Below are 1,785 nucleotides of genomic sequence, written 5' to 3' on the forward strand. Positions count from 1 at the left end.
CAAGGCCGCGAAGTTAAGGGGTTTTGGTGGGTGGCAACACTCGTCCGGTGGATATGAGTGCATAAGGAACGGGACCTCCGGTAGGCAGGTAGTCGACGAAGATCTATCTGCTGCCCTGTGAGGTCCCGTTGTCTGCTGAGTCTGCCACGGTCACGTTCACCCGCACCATCACGGCCGCGGCCGGGGTGTTCGCTCCTGGCCATGTAGGAGAACTGACCCGGTTCCTGCCGTTCGACCTGGTAGATGCGGTGCTGACGGAGACGGTCCGGGTGCAGAGACGGATGCGGGACCTGCCGTCGCGGGTCATCGTCTACTTCGTGGTCGCGTTGGGGATGTTCCCCCGTCTGGGGTACGCGCTGGTGTGGGACAAGCTGGTCGCGGGGTTGTCCGAGCTGCCGTTGCCGACACCGACCGAGGCGGGGTTACGCCAGGCCCGCCGCCGAGTCGGGCCCGGGCCGCTACGGGCGTTGTTCGACATCATGGCCGGGCCCTTGGCCCGGCCGGACACTGCCGGGGTGAGTTATCGGGGTATGCGCACGGTTGCGTTCGACGGGTGCAGTTCGTTCAAAACCCCGGACAGCTACGTCCTACGAGGCTGGCTCGGCAAGGTCCGCTACCGGCAGGGACTGGCCGGCTATCCCCAGCTGATGCTGATGGCGCTGGTCGAGACCGGCACCCGCGGCCTGATCGGGGTCCGGTTCGGTCCCGACCGTGCCGGTGAAGGCGGGGAATGCGGCTACGCCCGTAGGCTGCTGCACCTGCTGACCCCGGACATGTTGCTGTTGATGGACCGCGGCTTCGACAGCGATGACCTGCTCACCGAGGCTGCCGCCACCGCTCACCTACTGGTCCGCGTCGGCGATAAACGCCGACCGCGAGTCGAGACCACCCTGTCCGATGGCAGCTACCTGACCCACTTCGGTGATCTACGGATTCGGATCATCGAAGCCGGCGTCACCACCCGGCTGGCCGACGGCACCGTCTTCAGCGGCCGCTACCGGCTGGCGACCACCCTCACCGATCACCGCGCGCACCCCGCCACCGAACTGGTGACTCTCTACCACGAACGCTGGGAGATCGAATCAGCGTTCTACGCCCTGCGGCACACCCTGTTCAACGGTCGCGTCCTGCGCTCGAGCACCCCAACCGGCCTGCAACAAGAACTGTGGGGACTGCTCATCCTCTACCAAGCGATCCGCGCCGCGATCACCGAAGCCGCCGAACAGCATCCCGGCGCCGACCCCGACCGGGCCAGCTTCACGATCGCCATGGAACACGCCCGCAACCAGCTCATCAACGCTGCCGGCATCCTGCCCGACACCCTCGATGCCACCCACGCCGGCGCCGCCGCCACCAACACCTTGCCGCCACGCCGGGACCGCGTCAGCCAGCGCAGGGTGAAAACGCCGGCCTCCCGCTACGCCTACCCCCGGGCCACCGACCCCCGCCCCACCAGCAGCACCACCGTCACCGACCGCCACTACACGATCATCTCCCGCACCCACACGCCGCCACCCACACCCCGGCCCGGCAGTCTTACCGACCTCACCCTCACCTACCTACACACCACCGCCGGCCAGCCATGCAGCGCCCAAGACATCGCCACCCGCACCGGCATCACCACCCGCCAAGCCCACTTCCGACTCGCCAAAATGGTGAAAAACGGCCAACTCATCCGAACCGCACCCGGCTACTTCAGCCTCGCACCACCACAACCCGAGCCGAGCCATTCATCACCCACGCGAGTGTTGACACCCCGCCACGAAACTTAACTTCGTGGCCTTG

Annotated in this window: 1 protein-coding gene; it reads left to right on the plus strand. The window is 66.8% G+C overall.

Annotated elements, in window-relative coordinates:
* The first annotated feature begins 128 nt into the window (after nt 1-128).
* Entirely contained in the window at nt 129-1,772 is a 1,644-nt protein-coding gene (locus ACFQV6_RS44130) for an IS4 family transposase (protein ID WP_378033719.1), read from the plus strand.
* Nucleotides 1,773-1,785: the final 13 nt, after the last annotated feature.

Origin of the sequence: Actinoplanes sp. GCM10030250, from assembly GCF_042666575.1 — a bacterium.
Classification (GTDB): Bacteria; Actinomycetota; Actinomycetes; order Mycobacteriales; family Micromonosporaceae; genus Actinoplanes.